Here is a 17,041-nt window from a genome sequence, read left to right on the forward strand (position 1 = left end):
AAGCGTGGGAACGCGGGTGGATCCCCCGGGGATGGCCCGGGTGGCGGATCCGCAAAACTCACTTTCGCGATGTCACAGGCTATCCGCCCGGGGCACAATTCCTGCTTGGCAGGGGGGGCAAGCTGCCGTTTATTCCCCGCCCCGCGGTGGGATCCTTCCGCGCTGATACGAGAGCGCGGCACCGCGGGACCGGCAATTTTTGCCAATCCCTGCGATGAATCCCTATTACCATCCGAGCACGCCTCTGGTCCCCGGTTCCCTGCACCGCCTCTCTGCCGAACGCGATAATTGCGGCATGGGAGCCATCGCGAACATCCATGGTAAACGTTCCTTTCAGGTTATCGACATGGCGCTGACTTCGGTCTGCAACATGACGCACCGTGGCGCCGTGGACGCCGACATGAAGACCGGTGACGGATCCGGCATCCTGTCCCAGATCCCCTACCCGATTTTCCTGAAGGCCGCCGAAAAGCTCGGCACGAAGCTGGAGAACGAAGCCGACCTCGCGGTGGCGGTGTTCTTCATGCCGCTGAATGACGTGGCCGGGCAGAAGCAACTGAAGGCGCTCGCCGAAGAAGTGGTGACCAAGCGTGGCATCACGATCATCGGCTGGCGGGAGGTCCCGGTGAATCCGGACGCGCTCGGCAAGATCGCGCTGACCAGCCAGCCGCACATCGAGCACCTGCTGCTGAAGAAGCCCGCTGCATGGGATGGCGATCGCTACGAGCGCCAGCTCTTCCTGTGTCGCCGTGAAATCGAGAAGAAGACGAAGGGTATCAACGGCTTCTACATGCCGACCTTCTCCAGCCGCCTGATTTCCTACAAGGGCCTGGCGATGCCGGCCGCGCTGCGTGCCTTCTATAGCGACCTGCAGGACTCGGATTTCCAGACCGCTATCTCGCTGTATCACCAGCGTTTCTCGACGAACACCTTCCCGGCCTGGCCGCTCGGCCAACCCTTCCGGATGATGTGCCATAACGGCGAGATCAACACGGTGGAAGGCAACCGCAACTGGATGGCGTCCCGCGAGGAGTTCTTCTCGAACCCGATCTGGGAAGGCGACATCGAGCTGCTGCACGACCTGATGAACGAGCATGAGTCGGACTCCGCCTCGCTCGACCACGCGCTGGAAGTGCTGGTGCTCTCCGGCCGCTCGCTGGAGCACGCGATGTGCATGCTGGTGCCGCCGGCCTATCGCAACGACGAGGACATCTCCGACGACCTGCGTGCCTTCTACCAGTACATCCGCTCCTTCTCCGAGCCATGGGACGGCCCGGCCGGCCTCGTCTACACGGACGGTACGAAGATCTGCGCCTCGCTCGACCGGAACGGCCTGCGTCCGTCCCGCTACAAGCTGACGGAAGACGGCCTGCTCTACATCGGCTCCGAAGCCGGTGCGGTGGTGATCGACGACTCGAAGGTGATCCGCAAGGGCCGCCTGGGTCCGGGCCAGATGCTGTCCGTGGATACCTCCACCGGCGTGGTCCGCAACGACCGCGAGGTGAAGGAAGCACTCGCGAAGCAGAAGCCGTATCGCCAGTGGATCGATGAGAATCGCCTGGAGCTGCGCAAGTTCTGCTCGCCGGATGCCCTGGCTCCCGCGGAGGACTTCAACGCGCTGGATCTTTCCCGCCAGCAGGTCTCCCACGGCATCTCGCTGGAGGAGCTGGACATGGTCTTCCCGCCGATGATCAAGGGTGCGCAGGAAGCGGTGTTCTCGATGGGTGATGACATCCCGCTCGCGGTGCTGTCCACCTATCCGCGCCTGCTCTTCACCTACTTCAAGCAGCGCTTCGCCCAGGTGACCAACCCGCCGATCGACCCGATCCGCGAGTGGGCGGTGATGAGTGCCTCCGCTGGCCTCGGCCCGGAGCGCAACCTGCTGGACGAAACGCCGGAGCACTGCCGGATCATCAATGTGGAGTCCGCGATCCTCTTCGAGCATCAGGTGGACCGACTGAAGCACCTCGACGAGCACGGTTTCCCGGCTCAGGTGATCGATATCACTTGGCCTGCCGCCTCCGGAAACACTGGCCTGAAGCAGCGCCTGGATGAGCTTTGCAAGGAAGTGGAAGCCGCCGTGGACAAGGGTGTCAGCATCCTGATCCTGTCCGACCGCGGTGCCTCCGCCGAGCGCGTGCCGATCCCGGCGATCCTCGCGACCGGCACGATCCACCATCACCTGAACCGCGTGCGCAAGCGCATGCGCTGCTCGCTGGTCCTGGAGTCCGGCGAAGTCCGCGATACCCACCAGGTGTCCTGCGCCTTCGGCTTCGGTGCGACGGCGGTGAGCCCCTACCTCGGCTTCGCGACCGTGCGCCAGCTGGTGGCAGCGGATGCGGGCAAGGGCAAGCTGGACGGCATCAGCGTGGAGAAGGCGATGGCCAACTACGCGAAGGCGCTCGAAAAGGGCGTGCTGAAGATCATGTCGAAGATGGGCATCTCGGTGCTCAACTCCTACCAAGGCGCACAGATTTTCGAAGCGATCGGCGTGGGTGGCGAGGTTATCGACTTCGCCTTCACCGGCGTGCAGTCGAAGGTCGGCGGCGTCGGCTTCGCGGAGATCGCGGAGGAGTCGCTGATCCGTCACAAGGCAGCCTTCCTCAACGAGCCTTCCGCAAATGGAACGCTGGATCTGGGCGACCCGGGCTACAACCGCTACCGCAAGTCGGGCGAGCGCCACGCGTGGACGACGGATGTCATCAAGAACTTCCACACCTTCGTGAAGAGCGGCAAGGCGGAGGACTACGATGACTACGTGAAGGTTTCCCTGGAGACGAAGCCGGTCGCGATCAAGGACCTCTTCGAGTTCGTGCCGGTATCGTCCGGTCCGATCCTGCTGGAGGAAGTCGAGCCGATCGAGAGCATCCGCCGCCGTTTCACCACGGCTGCGATGTCGCTCGGCGCGCTTTCGCCCGAGGCCCACGAAACGCTGGCCATCGCGATGAACCGCATCGGCGGCAAGTCCGACTCCGGCGAAGGTGGCGAGGACCCGGTGCGCTACAAGCCGTATCCGAATGGTGACTTTGCCCGCTCTTGGATCAAGCAGGTGGCATCCGGACGCTTCGGTGTCTCGGCCCACTACCTGGTGAATGCCGACGAGCTGGAAATCAAGATGGCGCAGGGCGCGAAGCCCGGCGAAGGTGGCCAGCTCCCCGGCCAGAAGGTGAATGCGCTTATTGCTCGCCTGCGTCACACGCAGCCGGGAGTGCAGCTCATCTCGCCGCCGCCGCACCACGATATCTATAGCATCGAGGACCTGGCCCAGCTGATCCACGACCTGAAGGAAGTGAACCCGCGCGCCCGCGTGACGGTGAAGCTGGTGGCCGAGACCGGCGTGGGCACCGTGGCAGCCGGCGTGGCGAAGGCCAGCGCCGACACGATCCTGATTTCCGGTCACGATGGTGGCACGGGTGCTTCCCCGCTTTCCTCGACGAAGCATGCGGGATCGCCATGGGAACTCGGTCTTTCCGAAGCCCAGCAGACGCTGCTGATCAACAATCTCCGCGACCGCGTGATCGTCCGCACGGACGGCGGCCTGCGCAATGGCCGTGACATCGTCATCGCCGCGGCGCTGGGTGCCGAGGAGTTCAACTTCGGCACGATCGCGATGATCGCGATGGGCTGCGTCTATGTGCGCAAGTGCCACCTGAACAACTGCCCGGTAGGTATCGCGACGACGGATCCGAAGTTCCGCGCGAAGTTCAAGGGCACGCCGGAAATGGTGATCAACTTCTTCGACGGCGTGGCCCGCGAAGCCCGCGAGATCATGGCGAAGCTGGGCGTGCGCACGCTGGACGAGATGATCGGTCATCCGGAGTATCTCAAGCAACGCGAGGTGCCGGAGCATCCGAAGGCAAACCTGCTCGACCTGAGCCCGATGCTGAAGGACGTGATCCCCGATCTGGCGAAGCATCAGGGTGTGGAGGAATCCTCCATCTCCCGCGTCTGCAAGCGCGAGCGCAACGACGGCATTTCCAAGACCCCGCTCGACCTGCAGGTCCTGCGCGATCTGGCGAAGGCGCTGGGTACCACGGAGATCTCCGCGGAGACGCCGGAATACGGTCCTGCCTCCACGCCGGATGCGATCACGGAAGCGATCAAGGCGCTGCCCGACCGCCAGCCGGTCGAGCTGAGCTACAACGTGGTGAACACGGACCGGAACATCGGCACGCGCCTTTCCGGCCGCATCGCCGAGCTGCATGGCGACCGTGGCTTCAATGGCCACACCGCGGTGACTCTGAAGCTGCGCGGCTCAGCCGGTCAATCGCTCGGCACCTTCCTGGTGTCCGGCGTGAAGATCGAGCTGACCGGTGAAGCGAACGACTACACGGGTAAGGGCATGGCCGCGGGCGAGATCGTCGTGAAGGTTTCCCCGGACGCGAAGTTCAACCCGGCGGTGAACACGATCCTCGGCAATACCTCGCTGTATGGTGCGACGGGTGGTGCGCTGTATGCGAACGGCCGCGCGGGCGAGCGCTTCGCGGTGCGTAACTCGGGTGCCACGGCAGTGGTCGAAGGCGTGGGTGACCACGGCTGCGAATACATGACGAATGGCTCCGTGGCGATCCTGGGCAAGACCGGGAAGAACTTCGGTGCGGGCATGTCCGGCGGCACGGCCTTCGTCTATGACGTGGACGGCCGCTTCTACTCGCGGATCAATCCGGAGATGGTCGTGCCGCTGCCGGTGCAGCGCGCGCAGGACATCGCAGAGCTGAAGAAGTTGATCACCGATCACGCCGAGAAGACCGGCAGCCCGCACGCGAAGGCGCTGCTGGAAGACTGGTCGGCGAGCTTGAAGAAGTTCGTGCGTGTGATCGCGAAGGAGCGTGCCGCGCTGGAGGCTGCCGAAGAGCAGCACGAGGCGGCAGGCACGCGCTGAGAGTGCTGATCTTTCAAGAGGGCGTCTCCGGGAACGGAGGCGCCCTTTTTGCGTTGAGGAGATGAGGCTGACATGGGAGACATGCTGCTGGTTCAGATCGAATCCATTGCCATGAGTGAAAATCCCATGACGACAGAATCTCCGCGGCGAGGCGGCTTCCTGCTTGGCCAGCTGTGGAAGGCTCCCGCTTGCCGGGAGAAGGACGAGGAACTCCTTTCCGCCATCGTGAAGGGTCCGTTGTTGCCGGAGGGATCCGGATCCGGGCCAAGGATCTGTTCTGTTAGGTAGCCGATGCCAAAGAGGAGATCCATCGTCGCTGCCGCCGGCGGGATTCTCGTCGCAGGGATCCTTGTCCTTGCGAGAACGGCTTCTCCTCGTTCCGAAGGAGAGGCCGGGGCCGGCTCCAACTCCGGCATCATCCCGGCAACCCAAGCGTATCACGACGGCAAGCGCTCGCGTGCATCTTCTGCCGCGCAGGCTCTCGCTGAGCTTCGCAAGCTCTCGAACTCGACGCGATATGATGGGATGCGGGCCGATCCCGGGATCACCTATGAAGTCCGCCGGCTTGAGCGCTTGGTGGACGAACTTGGCCTGGATGAGGTCAATGCACTGCGCAACGACTCCGATCTGCTTGCAAAGGCGAGCAAGGAGTCCGGAGGCTTCTCCCAAGCGAAGACCCTTTTATCGCTGTTAGACCGGCGCTTCGGAGAGCTGGCACCGGGGCAGGTTCTCGACATCGCTGCCTATGTCGGGTGCGCGAGCAACTTCCGCTATGCTTCGATGATCGAGGGTGCATCGCGCAGCGACTCCGCTGCGGCCATCCGCTTCTGGAGAGAGCATCTGTTGGATCTGAAAGACAGGGAAGGCGCCTTGACCCTTGCGATGTCGGGTCATTTTCTGAATCCCTTGATCACCGGTGCCGTCCATGCGGATGCAGATGCCGCTTGGGAGATGATCTCGGCCTTCAACGCCGACGAGGGCCCCGACGGACCTAGCGTCCTTTATTTTCGTGGCCTTCCCGCAAGCACGGATTGGCAGGAAGCTCGTTCACGCCTCGAGTCCCTGGGAAGTGTCCCATCTGAAGAGCCCATCGCCCGGTCCGCCATGGAACTGGCCGGTGCGTGGGTGAAAGACGATGCCGATGCCGCGATGGCGTGGTTCGGGAAGGAGGCTTCCTCCCATCCGGCTGCGGCATCATCCTGTGCACATGTCCTCGACTCTTGGATGCGCTACGATCCGGATGAGGCGTTGGCGTGGCTTCAGACATGGAAGCCAGATGAAATCGACAAGGGCGCGATCATCCAATCGATGCTGCGAATCGGCGCCGAATCCCAGGAAGAGCAGCTCCTCGCGGCGCTCGATGACCCGCGCCGCGTCCATGAGATCGTGGTCTCCGTCTGCAGCCAGAGGTTCATCCCGATAGAAAAAATCGACCGCTTGATCGCATTGGACACTCTTCGCGAGGAAACGCGTCAAGAGCTCCGGGACATCAAGGCGAAGAGGCTTGCGCCCGCGGGATCGGGGCAGTGAGCATCCCTGCATGGCAGTCCTTGCAGATCGCAGCAGCGCGGAGGAGCTCATGGTACAGCATCATGAGCCGCTCCTGTGCTGCAAGCGTTTGAAGCCCCGCGGTTTCGAGGGGAACCGCATTTCTGCGGCAAAGACTGGCACGGGAACCGCAAGGAAAGGCCTATGAAGATTGCCATCTTTCCGCAAAGAGGACGGCTCCGCACGCAGCCAAGATCCTCGGGACACCGCTCGATCGTGCGTCTCTATTTCGAGGCCTATGAATACAAGGACCGTGTCTTGCTGACGTCCTTGCTTGCGGGCGACTTCACTTTCACAAGTCCGGTCGATGATGCGATCGATCGCGACGAATACTTCGCGCGTTGCTGGCCTAACAGCCGGCACACCGCCGTCTTCAAGATCGAGAGGCTGATCGAGGATGGTGATGATGTGGTGGTTACCTACACCGCGACGACGAGCTACGGCTCCACGTTCAAGAACACGGAGATCTTCACCTTCCGCGATGACAAGATCGCGCAGGTGCAGGTGTTCTTCGGCACGGAGACGGCAAGCGCGGCCAGCGGTGCGGAGATCGCGGACCTGATCGAGACATGGGCCGAGGGAATCCGCGGCAAGGATGTGGAGATGGTCGCCAGCCAGTTCGCGGAAGATGCGGTGGGCTTCTTCCTCGCACCGCCGCTGATCGCGGATGAGGACCTGCGCGTGAACCTGCGGGAGTGGTTCCATACCTTCGATGGCGATCTCGGCTATGAGGTCCGTGACTTGAAGGTGCATGCGAGCGGCGATGTCGCTTGGGCGCATGCGCTGAATCATCTGGCCGGGATGAAGAAGGAGGGCGAGGAGGCGGACCTGTGGTTCCGCGTGACGATGGGCTTCGAGAAGATCGATGGATCATGGAAGATCCTCCATGCGCATGAGTCCGTGCCGTTTCTCATGGATGGCAGCGGCAAGGCGGCCTTGGATTTGAAGCCGCAAGGGCTTTCCCAAGGGGATTCCGGGATTACCTGATCGGGGCGCCGACAAAGATCGGGCAAGGGTGACGCGACGCTTGGATTCCCGGGGGAAATCGGCATCGTTCAGTTCACGCCTTCCATCCTGATGAAACCTTATCTCGGTGCCAGAAGTGAGATCCATCCCGGTCACGAGCATGTGATGGAGAGCGATGCGCCTGAATCCCCATGGGGCGTCGTTTTTGAAGATGACGGGGATACCGGCTACTTCTACGCGAGGGATTATCGGGAGGTGGATTCCGTGTTTGTGGATGCGTTGCACATCTACACGGTGAAGCAGGTCGTGGATGCATCGCTTCCATCCAATCTCCGGATCATCTGGAGCAACGATTGGAGCAAGGCGGCGCTGCTTCTGAACAACAGACCTCACGCGATGTTCGATTTCGCGGAGAAGATCGGATACTCCATTGATGAGTTTCCAGAGCCTGACCCGAACACGGGGTGGCGGCGGCTGCCATGGAGCAAGGAACTGAAGCGCTTCTTCTACTCGGAGTAGCCCTTGCCCGGCTGTCGAAGCGAGGCAGGCGTCTCACGGTCCCGGGGGCTTTACTTTTCTTCGTCTTCCTCGGGTGCCTCGGGTTCTTCCGGTGCTTCCGGTGCTTCCTTCTTTCGAAGGCTCATTCCGACGATGGAAAACACGCCGAGGAGAATGACGCCCCAATCACCGATCCGTGCGTAGAGGGTGACGGGTGGATTTTTGGGGATGTCCACCTCGGCCATCAGGGTGCCGCGGGTGAAGTGGCTGCCCTTTTCATCGCGCAGTTCCTGTGGCTTGCCACCGTCCGGATGCAGGGTCGTGCCGACGGGAGTCACCGCGGCGCTGACGCCGGTATTGGCACAACGGATCATCGGCCGGCGAAATTCGATGGCGCGGAAGCGGGCGTTCGCGAATTGCTGTGCGGCTCCTTCGGTTTCCTTGAACCAACCGTCATTGGTCACGTTCACGATCACCTGTGGGCCCTCGCGGACGAACTTCCGCATCAAGCGCGGCACGGTGTCTTCAAAGCAGACCGTGGGGATCACGCCGAAGTTCTGGCCCTTCACCTCCGCGGTGAGAGGTTCCAAGCTCTCCCCCACGCTCAAGCCGCCGCCGAATTCGACGCCGGACTGCTGTTCGTAGATCTTTCCGAGGAAGGGCAGCTTGTCGATGAGCGGAATGTATTCACCGAAGATGACGAGGTGATGCTTCCGGAAAGTCTGTAGCTGTCCATCGGAGGGAAGGATCGCGAGGGAGTTCCACTCCTTCGCATCTTCCTTCATCATCAGCATGCCGTCGTGAGCCTCGGACTCGGTCTCGTTCACGCCGAAGACGATGGTTGCCGGGCTCTTCTCGCGAATCCGGTCGATGGTATCGACATTCTGCTGCCACATCCCCCAGGTGCCATCATCGGCCCGCAGGATGCGCCCGGTCAGTGCCGTCTCCGGCCACATGATCCAATCCGGCTGCTTGCTGCCGGCCTTCTCGACCGCGGCCAAGGTGTCATCCTCATAGCCGATGTGCACTTCCTCCGCGGTCCACAGCGGGCGTGCCGCTTCCTGAGGGATATTCAGCTGCACCAGAAGGGCCCGCAGGCGGATCGACTCCCCCTGCTTCGAGGTGGTGAGCCGCCAAACGCCGTAGGCATAGGCAGCCCCCATCACCAGCACCACGCAACCCATCGCCACCTGGCGGCGCAGCACCGCGGAGTGATACTGGGAAACACGGCGGACGCAGACCTGCACCAGCACGGCCTGCATGAAAATCGGCAGCATGGAGAGCCCCGTGACGCCTAACAAATCCGCTGCCTGCGAGAAGACCGGCGTTTCATGAAAGGCCACGCCCAGCGGGTTCCAGCCGAAGCCCGTGAAGAGCCACCCGCGCAGCCACTCCAGCGCCGCCCATGTGGCCGCGCAGGAAAATGCATACAGCGGTGCGGAGAAGAGTCCTTCCTTCCGGCCGCCCCGCCAAGGATTCCCGAGGGTGGACGCAAAGAGCGCCCACGCCGCCGGGAACAAGGCGAGATACAGGGAAAGCGCCACCCAGCCCACATCCGTCACGCTCCGCAGCCACACCAGATTCGGCAGGAAGAAGGCGGCACCGGTGAGGTAGCCGAGGAAGAAGGCCTTCCTCTTCCGCCGCTTCTCGCCCAGCGACCAGAGCGCGATCAGGATCGGCACGAGCACCAGCCAGACCAGCTTCCCCACCGAGTGCGGCGGGAAGAGCAGGGCCATGCCGGCGCCGCTGGCAATCGCTGCCAGCGGCCGGAGAGCAAAGGCGAGACGTTTCATGGATGCAGCACGGGAGCCGAAGACGGATCAGGCCAAGCGTGCCTTGGCATCCGCCTCGATCCAGGCCCACAGGGTATCCAGGGAGCCGCCCACCTTCGTGCGTGCGCCGAGCAGGTCATCCGTCGGGGCTGACTTACCATAGAGGTAGTACTTGATCTTCGGCTCGGTGCCGGAAGGCCGCACGGCGAAGGAGCGCCCGTCTTCCAGATCGACAAAGAGCATCTTCTCCTTCGGCAGGGCATCGCCCTCCGCATCGAAGAGATCCTGCGTCGCGAAGTCGCGGATGTTCGAGACCGCGGAACCATCGATCTCCGTCGGGGGATTGCGCGAATAGGAGGTGGCGAGCGCCGAAATCTTCATCGCGCCATCGGCACCTTCCATCACTATCGATTTGCCGCGCTCCTCATGGTAGCCATATTCGCGGAAGATGTCATCGAGCAGGCAGGCCAGGGTCTTGCCCACGGACTTCGCGTAGGCGGCAACTTCGGCGAACATCACGGCGGCACCGTTGCCATCCTTGTCGCGCACGAAGTCGCAGCCGAGATAGCCGTAGCTCTCCTCGCCGCCGAAGAGGAAGAAGCGGGAATACTCCAGGCGCAGCGCGCGCGTGGTCGCCTCATCCAGCGAGCGGTAGTCGCCCTTCTTGTCCGCCGGGATCGCGTCCTCATACTTGCGGAGCTTCTCGGCGATGTATTTGAAGCCGGTCAGCGTATCCACCACGCCGATGCCGAACTTGTCGGCGATCGCACGCTGGAGCTCGGTGGTGACGTAGGTCTTCACGAAGAGCGTACGGGCACGCGTGGTGTCATTGATCCAGCCGATCTCGAAAGCGGTCTTCGCGCGATACCATGCCATCAGCGAGCCGATCTGGTTGCCGGTCAGCAGGCGCATCGCTCCCTGGGCATCGCGCACGGCCACTCCCATGCGGTCGTTGTCCGGATCCGTGCCGATCACGATCTCCGCGCTTTCCTTGTTCGCGAGATCGATGGCCATTTTCAGGGCCGGTGCGTTCTCCGGGTTCGGGGATTCCACGGTCGGGAAACGGCCATCCTGGATATCCTGCTCCGGCACGGTGATCACTTCGAAGCCAAGCTCGCGGAGCATCGGCACGATGATCACGCCGCCCACGCCGTGGAGGTTCGTGTAGACCACGCGGGTCTTCGTGCCTTCCAGCAGCTCCGGACGCATCAGCAGCGACTTCAGGCGATCCATGTAGCGGCGGTCGATCTCCGCGCCGATGGCTGTCACGGTGCCGCGCTGGTCTTCCGGCAGCGCTTCGTAGACCTCGCTCTCGATCTTGTTCACCTCCGTGATGATCGCGGTGGCGTGCGGCTCCACGATCTGGGCGCCGTCATTGAAGTATGCCTTAAAGCCGTTGTCGTGGGACGGGTTGTGGCTGGCGGTCAGCACCACGCCCGCATCGGCACGCAGCTCGCGGATCGCGAAGGAAAGCTCAGGGGTCGCACGACCGGAATCGAAGAGATAGGCATCGCAGCCCAGATCGGCGCAGGCCTTCGCGCAGAACTCGGCGAAATCCCGGGAGAAGTGGCGCGTGTCATGGGCGAAGACGAGCTTCGGCTTCCGCTCGGTGCCGACGTGGCGCTTCGCATAGGCGATCAGGCCGCGGACCGCGCGGGAGACATTGAAGAAATTCATCGTCGCGGTGCCGAAGCAGGGATGCTCCGGGCGATCATTCGGGCCGCCCTTCCCCTGCTCTGCTGCGGTCACCACCTTGCCGATGGTCCGGCCGCGCAGGCCGCCGGTGCCGAAGGCGAGGGTCTTGAAGAAGCGGTCATTGAGCTCCTCCCACTCGCCCGCGGCCACCAGTTCGCGCACGGCGGCTTCGGCGAGCGGGGTGGCAGCTCCTTCCAGGAGCAGGTCGATGTTCTTGCGGGTGGCAGGCAGGATGTGGCTGGCAGCCAGGGCTTCGTCGAGTAAGGCGGCGAGGTCGCTCATTTCGCGCTGGATGGTAGCGGCCCGATCCTTCATGGCAATGCCTTCCCATGCGTCATCTGCTCGAAGCCGCCATCGCCAAGCGCGTCCCGCTGCGGCAACCCGGAACCAATGCCCTGCGCCTGATCGATGGCGAGGGCGACGACCTGCCGGGCCTGGAGCTGGAAGATTTCGCCGGGCGCTGGCTGCTTTCCACCCGCGACCGCACCCCGCCGCGGGAAATGGTGGAGTGGCTGCGGGAAAAAAAACGCAGCGTCTACTGGAAGCGGCTGGACCAGCAGCAGAAGGAATCCCCCGCTCACCTCTGCGGTCCGGAACAGGACGAACCTTTCCCGGTCCTCGAAAGCGGGCTATCCTTCGAGATCTCCTTCCAGTCCGGCTACTCGCAAGGGATCTTCCTCGACCAGCGGGACAACCGCGCCGAGCTGCGCGGGCGTCTGGGCGCGGGCACGACCCTGCTGAACACCTTTTCCTACACCGGGGCCTTCTCAGTCTTCGCCGCCAGCGCCGGAGCCACCGCCACCACCCTCGATCTGGCGCAGCCCTACCTCGACTGGGCGAAGCGGAACTTCGAGCTGAATGGCTTCGATCCCGCGGCGCACTATTTTTGCAAGGGCGATACCTTCCACTGGCTGGCGCGCTTCGCGAAACAGGGGCGCAAGTTCGATGGCATCGTGCTCGATCCGCCGACTTTCTCGCGGGACAAGGACGGCAAGGTCTTCCGCGTTGAGAAAGACTACGGGCTGCTGGCAAAGCTCGCCTTCGATTGCCTGGCACCGGGCGGCTTCTTGCTCGCTTCGACGAATTGCCGGACCCTGCCGCCGCGGGCCTTTGAAATGCAGGTGCGCGGAGCCACGAAGCGGGTCGTGAAAACGCGGCTCGCCCCGATGCCGGCCGATTTTAATGGCGAGCCGTATCTGAAGAGCCTGTGGGTGGATGCGTAGGACCGGAAGACACGCTTCCGGCCCGGCTTCCATTCCCTCCAGTCTTCTGTCTTACGGCGACACCGCGAGACGCTCCGGAGCGGCCGTTTCTTCGAAGACGAAGCCGTTTTCCTTGTAGGTCTTCAGGCGGAAATGGGTGGCGGTGGAAAGTACGCCATCCATCGTACTCAGCTTCTCGGAGACGAAGCGCGCCACCTCGCGGAGGTCGCTGCCTTCCACCACGACCATCAGGTCGTAGCCACCGCTGGCGAGATAGCAGCTCACCACCTGCTCGAAGCGGGCGATGCGCATGGCCAGGCGGTCGAAGCCACCGCCGCGTTCCGGGGTGAGCTTCACCTCGATGAAGGCGGAGACGTCATTGTCCCCTGCTTGCTCGGCATCCACCACGGCCTGGTAGCCGAGGATCGTGCCGTTCTTTTCCCACGCCGCGATCCGGGTGCGGACTTCCTCCTCCGTCAGGGAAAGCAACTCGGCGAGTTCCTGATGGCTGTGGCGGGCCTGGCGGCGGAGCAATTGCAGAAGCGGGTCGATCGACATGACGGGAGCGGTTCTAGGTGCCCGCGGGCGGCGGGGCAAGGGCAGCATTTCTGCGTTTCGGAGTGCCGCAGCGGGAAAAATGGTTAAATTCCCTGATAAATCCCCGCCGCTGGAACGCTATGAATCCACACTTCCTCCTATGAAAACTCCGATTTTTGCCATCGTTTCCCTGATTTCCGTCGTCCTGCCTGCCACGCTTCAGGCGAGAACCTGGAAGGAAGCCGGTTCCGGCCGCAGCGTGGAGGGTGACTATCTGCGCAGCGAGGGTGACCAAGTGGTCCTCCGCAAGCCGAATGGCACCACCTTCAAGATCGCCCTCTCCAAGCTGAGCGAGGAGGACCAGAAGTTCGTGGCCGATCAAGCCGCGCCGAAGAAGGAGGAGGCCGCCAGCTCCGACAAGGATGTCTTCAAGTGGGAGACCGACTTCGAGTTGGCAAAGCAGCGCGCCAAGGCGGAGAACAAGGATATCCTCGTGGATTTCACCGGCTCCGACTGGTGCGGCTGGTGCATCAAGCTAAAGAAGGAAGTCTTCGACAAGCCGGAGTTCCAGGAATACGCGGCGAAGAAGCTGATCATGGTGGAGCTGGACTTCCCGAAGCGGAAGGAGCTGCCCGCCAAGGAGAAGGAGCAGAACGACAAGCTGGCGGAGAAATACGATGTCCAAGGCTTCCCGACGATCCTGCTCCTGAACTCGAAGGGCCGTGAGGTGAACCGGACCGGCTATCAGGAAGGCGGCCCGGAGAAATACATCGAGCACCTGAAGAAGCTGCTGAAGTAAGCTGCGGGACGCCCTGAGATTGCGAATCGGCTTGGTTCTCAAGTCCCTTGGGTCCTGCGTCCCCGTGTTGTCCTTACTCGAACAAAGGTGAAGGAGATCCATTTCCACCCCACGCGCTACCAGCGTAGGCGACAGGTTCTCGTTTTCATGGCGTGGTGTGTTCCGGCCTGTGTCTGGGTCTGGTGGCAGTCCCCGCAGGTGTTCCTCTTCGTGATCCTTTTCGTACCCTTCCAACTGGTGTTCTTTCTTTCCCAGATCCGGAAGGTTCCGTCTTCCCGAATCGAGATCGACGAAGAACAGCTGATCCTGGAGCCGGAAGGTCATTGGGGCCAAGAGCCCATCCCCCTGAATTCGATCGTCGCGAAGCGATCCGAAGCATTCAGCCAGACCCTGATCTATGACCGGGACGGCGGACAGAAGGTGTTCCAGATGAGCCGATGGGACTTCACCCACAGCCAGTGGCGGACGCTGGCCCAGTTCGTCAGAGGCCTTCCCGTGATGGAGATCGGCTGATTCGCTGCCTGCGCAGGGAACCTGTAGCAACGCCCTGCTGGGACGACGCGTGGAGAACAGCGGGATCCTCCTGCACTTCCCAGCAGCAGGATGTCGAGGAGCACGTCGTGGAGCTGGAGCGGCGGCTATTCTCCAAGGAGAACCGGGGAGAACTTCAGGCCCTGATTCTGGAGCGCACCCAAGTCCTCCCGCACGGCTGCTGAAGGGATGAGCCCTGTGGGAAGAGAAACAGGGAGAGGCGACATCGCCCCTCCCCGCTCCCCGTTTTGATCTCGATCAGGCGACGCCGGCGAAGCGCAGCAGGTCCACCATGGTGAAGTCCTCCCCGGTCTTCCCGGAGTCGATGGTGGTCAGGAAGGGTTTCCAATCCGGATCTTGGCTCAGGTAGGACTGCTTGTCCCCCTGGAGCAGGCCGATGAAGACCTCCGCGACGATGCGGCCGCCGACGGAGCCGAGGTGCTCACCCGCTTCCTGGACCTCTGCTTCCTTCAGGATGTAGTACCAGAGCGGCGTGCGATTGTGCATGCCGTAGGGCTTCAATTCCTCGAAGTCGGAATCCTCCATCACGGTGAGCGAGGGAAGCTTCGCCTTCATGGTCGCCGCGATCTTCTGGCCGGACGGCAGCGAGAAGGTCAGGTGCCGCAGGAGGTTCCGGGTGGCCAAGCTCTGGGGATTCGTGCGCGGATCGGGATTTGGCACGACCGAGCCGGGGAGCTGGAAGAGCGGCGTGGAGAGCTTGGTGTCGATCTTCTTGTTCCGGCGGACATTGCTGTCCTTGAAGTCGAAGAAGGTCCGCCAATCGATGAAGCGCCACTTGGCACGTGCCGATCCGGAGAGGTCGTCATTCTCCGGGCTGCTGTGGTCTTCCGTCGCCTTGAAGATGAACTGGAAGAGCTGGCCGCCATCGCTGGCGCCCGTGAAGTTCGAGCGATACGAAGGACGGACCTGGCTGTGACCGAAGCGGTAGCAGGCCACGGAGAACTCCACCGGGATGTAGGGTTCCTTATTCCAGTCGTAGAACTTCCGGCCGTTCTTCAGGATGTCCTTCACGGTGGAGGCACCGCAGGTGAGGCGGAGGAACTCATGGACGATGATCCATTGGTAGTGCCAGCGCACGATCCGCTGGGCCTCCGCGAAGATCTCATCCATGCTGAGCCCGGCGGCGGCGGGGCTGGCGACGAAGTCATCCACCACGGCATTGTGGAAGCGCAGGAAGGCGAGATGGAGCTGGGAGACGATGAGGTTCTCGTCATTCCGCGGGTCTCCGATCAGCGCGATGCTCTGGCTATTCCTCGGGATATCGTAGCGCAGCGGCGTGCCGGAATCCGGTATCGGCTCGACGAGGAACTTGATGGGTTTCGTCCGATCATAGAGGTGGGGACTGCCTCCGGGTCCGGCACCGTAGAGATTGTCCAGTGCGAGGGTCGGCGTGCGGAAGTTCGCGATCTGCTCCGGGTCCGCTTGGCGCTCGAGGCTGGAGGTCGGATCGAAGGTCATATCGTGATCGAGGAATTGGCCGAGGAAGGTCATTCCCGCGGTCATCTTCGGATTGTTCTGATTGTTGACCTGGAGGTTCTCGTCGGTGATCAGGTTCTTCGGATCCGCCAGGTTGTCCTGGGCATCCATGATCCCGCCGATCTTCCCGATTTCGATCAGGCCGGCGCGCAATTGCGGGGTGTCCGAGGCGAAGGGCGGGAGTTCCCCAAAGATCCGGCCGAAGCGACCGGAGTCGAAATACTTGGAACGGGGAGGGACGATGTCATGAGGGTAGGAGCCGTGACGGCGGGAGGCACAACCGCGGGGCGGCGGGGTTCCAGCCGTGCTGCCATGGGAGTAAGGGCAGCCGCCCGTAGGAGGAGTGGGATCTTCTGGCGACATGATTTCTAGTAATGGTTTTGTCGTTCTAGAATTAGAACAGCTCACATGTCGTAAGTGGGAATATCCGAATAGTCAGCCTTTCAAGTTTAGGGAAATATCCTATCTGATCCCGGGTTCGCTTCTATAAATGAGCAAGTTGCACGATCTGTTGTTTCGAGAAACGAGAGTCACGAGATAACTGTAAGATTGACCTATCCGCCCTGCTGCGGCCTTATCCCTTCAGCTCACACCCTCTCGATGACCTTCGCGCTGAAACGCATGGAGAATAGTCCGCAGCAGATCTATTTGATCGTGGCGCTGCTGGGCTGCGTGCTGTGGCTGAGCTGGGGACGCCAGTCGTCCCACCCGATCCTGTGGATCTGGCCTGCGGCGATGTTTGTTCACTGGTGCGTGCTGCAATACCGTTTCCGGAAGGAGCCGGATTGCAGCTTGGAGCTGGACGATGAAGGCCTCCGGTTCTGGCCCAGCCAGCATTGGACGGTGGACCGGATCCCGTTTGGCTCGATCAAGGCGGTCAGCGAGGAGGGCTCGTCGCTCTGGATCTATCACTACGACGCGGAAGGCGCGGAGAAGGGCATGGAGATCAATCGCCAGCGATTCACTTCCAAGGATTGGAAGGAATTGATCCGGATTCTCCGTGAGGGGAAGGAAGCGCAGAATGCGATCCCCTGAGGGACGCATTTCGAGCATTTGCCCACGAAAAAAGCCGGTGGCTTTCACCACCGGCCTTCTCAAATTCAATCGGTGCAAG

Annotated in this window: 12 protein-coding genes; 8 read left to right on the top strand and 4 right to left on the bottom strand. The window is 62.3% G+C overall.

Annotated elements, in window-relative coordinates:
- Window positions 1–214: 214 nt before the first annotated feature.
- The 4 genes from gltB to HHL09_RS25490 all read left to right on the top strand — a co-directional run bounded on the left by gltB (window position 215) and on the right by HHL09_RS25490 (window position 7,915).
- On the top strand, window positions 215–4,882 hold the full coding sequence (gene gltB / locus HHL09_RS25475; protein ID WP_169457473.1) for a glutamate synthase large subunit: 4,668 nt from the start codon (window positions 215–217) through the stop codon (window positions 4,880–4,882).
- Between the two features lie 291 nt (window positions 4,883–5,173).
- Window positions 5,174–6,412, top strand: a complete 1,239-nt coding sequence (locus tag HHL09_RS25480; RefSeq protein ID WP_169457474.1) for a hypothetical protein — start codon at window positions 5,174–5,176, stop codon at window positions 6,410–6,412.
- A 234-nt stretch (window positions 6,413–6,646) separates the two neighbouring features.
- Window positions 6,647–7,417 carry a nuclear transport factor 2 family protein gene (locus tag HHL09_RS25485; protein ID WP_169457475.1) on the top strand — a complete coding sequence of 257 codons (771 nt, stop codon included), beginning with the start codon at window positions 6,647–6,649 and terminating at the stop codon, window positions 7,415–7,417.
- A 90-nt stretch (window positions 7,418–7,507) separates the two neighbouring features.
- Window positions 7,508–7,915 carry a DUF2251 domain-containing protein gene (locus tag HHL09_RS25490; protein WP_169457476.1) on the top strand — a complete coding sequence of 136 codons (408 nt, stop codon included), beginning with the start codon at window positions 7,508–7,510 and terminating at the stop codon, window positions 7,913–7,915.
- Window positions 7,916–7,965: 50 nt separating this feature from the next.
- On the opposite strand, the gene lnt is transcribed toward HHL09_RS25490, so the two are convergent.
- Complete coding sequence (gene lnt / locus HHL09_RS25495; RefSeq protein ID WP_169457477.1) at window positions 7,966–9,687, bottom strand: apolipoprotein N-acyltransferase; 1,722 nt, start codon at window positions 9,685–9,687, stop codon at window positions 7,966–7,968.
- A gap of 27 nt (window positions 9,688–9,714) precedes the next feature.
- On the bottom strand, window positions 9,715–11,676 hold the full coding sequence (locus tag HHL09_RS25500; protein ID WP_205760943.1) for a phospho-sugar mutase: 1,962 nt from the start codon (window positions 11,674–11,676) through the stop codon (window positions 9,715–9,717).
- Window positions 11,677–11,690: 14 nt separating this feature from the next.
- Here HHL09_RS25500 and HHL09_RS25505 point away from each other — a divergent pair, with 14 nt between their 5' ends.
- Entirely contained in the window at window positions 11,691–12,584 is an 894-nt protein-coding gene (locus tag HHL09_RS25505; RefSeq protein ID WP_169457478.1) for a class I SAM-dependent rRNA methyltransferase, read from the top strand.
- Between the two features lie 51 nt (window positions 12,585–12,635).
- Here HHL09_RS25505 and HHL09_RS25510 read toward each other — a convergent pair whose 3' ends face one another.
- The gene (locus HHL09_RS25510; protein WP_169457479.1) at window positions 12,636–13,121 is read right to left on the bottom strand and encodes an Lrp/AsnC family transcriptional regulator; all 486 of its coding nucleotides are present in this window, start codon (window positions 13,119–13,121) and stop codon (window positions 12,636–12,638) included.
- A gap of 139 nt (window positions 13,122–13,260) precedes the next feature.
- Here HHL09_RS25510 and HHL09_RS25515 point away from each other — a divergent pair, with 139 nt between their 5' ends.
- Window positions 13,261–13,899: a thioredoxin family protein gene (locus tag HHL09_RS25515; RefSeq protein WP_169457480.1), complete on the top strand. Its 639-nt coding sequence runs from the start codon at window positions 13,261–13,263 to the stop codon at window positions 13,897–13,899.
- An 87-nt stretch (window positions 13,900–13,986) separates the two neighbouring features.
- Window positions 13,987–14,412 carry a hypothetical protein gene (locus tag HHL09_RS25520; RefSeq protein ID WP_169457481.1) on the top strand — a complete coding sequence of 142 codons (426 nt, stop codon included), beginning with the start codon at window positions 13,987–13,989 and terminating at the stop codon, window positions 14,410–14,412.
- 276 nt (window positions 14,413–14,688) lie between these two features.
- On the opposite strand, the gene HHL09_RS25525 is transcribed toward HHL09_RS25520, so the two are convergent.
- Complete coding sequence (locus tag HHL09_RS25525; protein WP_169457482.1) at window positions 14,689–16,290, bottom strand: peroxidase family protein; 1,602 nt, start codon at window positions 16,288–16,290, stop codon at window positions 14,689–14,691.
- 237 nt (window positions 16,291–16,527) lie between these two features.
- Here HHL09_RS25525 and HHL09_RS25530 point away from each other — a divergent pair, with 237 nt between their 5' ends.
- Complete coding sequence (locus HHL09_RS25530; RefSeq protein ID WP_169457483.1) at window positions 16,528–16,962, top strand: hypothetical protein; 435 nt, start codon at window positions 16,528–16,530, stop codon at window positions 16,960–16,962.
- Window positions 16,963–17,041 lie beyond the last annotated feature (79 nt).

Source organism: Luteolibacter luteus, from assembly GCF_012913485.1.
GTDB lineage: Bacteria > Verrucomicrobiota > Verrucomicrobiia > Verrucomicrobiales > Akkermansiaceae > Haloferula > Haloferula lutea.

Excerpts from the sequence above, each read along its gene's own strand:
- HHL09_RS25505 (WP_169457478.1), top strand. The coding sequence starts at position 11,691 with ATGCGTCATCTGCTCGAAGCCGCCATCGCCAAGCGCGTCCCGCTGCGG.
- HHL09_RS25530 (WP_169457483.1), top strand. The coding sequence starts at position 16,528 with ATGACCTTCGCGCTGAAACGCATGGAGAATAGTCCGCAGCAGATCTAT.
- gltB (WP_169457473.1), top strand. The coding sequence starts at position 215 with ATGAATCCCTATTACCATCCGAGCACGCCTCTGGTCCCCGGTTCCCTG.
- HHL09_RS25480 (WP_169457474.1), top strand. The coding sequence starts at position 5,174 with ATGCCAAAGAGGAGATCCATCGTCGCTGCCGCCGGCGGGATTCTCGTC.
- HHL09_RS25490 (WP_169457476.1), top strand. The coding sequence starts at position 7,508 with ATGAAACCTTATCTCGGTGCCAGAAGTGAGATCCATCCCGGTCACGAG.
- lnt (WP_169457477.1), bottom strand. The coding sequence starts at position 9,687 with ATGAAACGTCTCGCCTTTGCTCTCCGGCCGCTGGCAGCGATTGCCAGC.
- HHL09_RS25515 (WP_169457480.1), top strand. The coding sequence starts at position 13,261 with ATGAAAACTCCGATTTTTGCCATCGTTTCCCTGATTTCCGTCGTCCTG.
- HHL09_RS25510 (WP_169457479.1), bottom strand. The coding sequence starts at position 13,121 with ATGTCGATCGACCCGCTTCTGCAATTGCTCCGCCGCCAGGCCCGCCAC.
- HHL09_RS25500 (WP_205760943.1), bottom strand. The coding sequence starts at position 11,676 with ATGAAGGATCGGGCCGCTACCATCCAGCGCGAAATGAGCGACCTCGCC.
- HHL09_RS25525 (WP_169457482.1), bottom strand. The coding sequence starts at position 16,290 with ATGTCGCCAGAAGATCCCACTCCTCCTACGGGCGGCTGCCCTTACTCC.